The following is a 1168-nucleotide window of genomic DNA, read 5'->3' as shown; positions in this document are numbered from 1 at the left end:
TCGCCTCGCGCGCCTTGCGGGCGGCGTTGCGAGCCTTGCTGGCCTGCTGGGCCTTCTTGATGATCTCGCGCGCCTGCTTGGGGTGCTCCTCCAGGTAGTCGGCCAGCCCCTCGGACACGATCTTGCGCACGAGCGCGCGCATGAAGGAGCTGCCGAGCTTGGCTTTCGTCTGTCCTTCGAACTGCGGGTCGGCCAGCTTGACGGACACGACGGCGGTGAGGCCCTCGCGCACGTCGTCGCCCGTGAGGTTGCCCTCTTTCTCCTTGAGGATGTTGTTCTTGCGCGCGTAGTCGTTGATCACGCTGGTGAGGGCCGTGCGGAAGCCCTCCATGTGCATGCCGCCCTCGATGGTGCGGATGTCGTTCGCGAAACTCATGACCGTTTCGGAGTACGAGGTGTTCCACTGGATGGCAACCTCTACCTCGCCGGTGCGCTCGACCGGCGCATCGGGCTCGGAGGCGCCGGATAGGTAGATGGGCTCTTTCAGCTCCTCGGGCACGGCCTTGCCGTCGTTCAGGAAGCGGACGAAGTCGATGATGCCTCCGGCGTAGCAGAACTCCTCCACGAAGGGCTCGACCTCGCGCTCGTCGGTAAGGACGATCTTGAGGTTCTTGTTGAGGAACGCCGTCTGCTGCAGGCGGTCATGGAGCACGTCGTAGTCGTAGACGGTGGTCTCGAAAATCTCGTCGTCCGGCCAGAAGGTCACGGTGGTGCCGGTCGCATCCGAGATGCCGACCTCGCGCATCTTCTGCGTGGTGACGCCGCGGCTGAACTGCATCTCGTACACGTGCCCGTCGCGGGCGACCTGAACGACCATCTTCTTGGAAAGCGCGTTCACAACCGACACGCCTACGCCGTGCAGGCCGCCGGAGACCTTGTACGCCGAGTTATCGAACTTGCCGCCCGCATGCAGGATGGTCATAACGACCTCGAGCGTGGGGATCTTCTTCACGGGATGCTCGTCCACCGGGATACCGCGGCCGTTGTCGACGACCGTGATCGAGTTGTCCGGGTGCACGGTCACCTCGATCTTGGAGCAAAAGCCGGCCATGGCCTCGTCGACGGCGTTGTCGACGATCTCCCATACCAGGTGATGCAGGCCGGTCGAGCTCGTGGAGCCGATGTACATGCCGGGGCGTACGCGGACGGCCTCGAGGCCCTCGAGGAC

Annotated in this window: 1 protein-coding gene; it reads right to left on the bottom strand. The window is 64.1% G+C overall.

Annotated elements, in window-relative coordinates; genetic code table 11:
* A partial coding sequence (locus I2E26_RS05745) for an ATP-binding protein (protein ID WP_255519230.1) occupies nucleotides 1–1168 on the bottom strand: 1168 nt, incomplete at both ends.

The organism is Collinsella sp. D33t1_170424_A12, from assembly GCF_015554865.1.
Lineage (GTDB): Bacteria > Actinomycetota > Coriobacteriia > Coriobacteriales > Coriobacteriaceae > Collinsella.
Note: the sequence above shows the minus strand (reverse complement) of the source record. Positions and strands in the feature narration are given on the sequence as shown.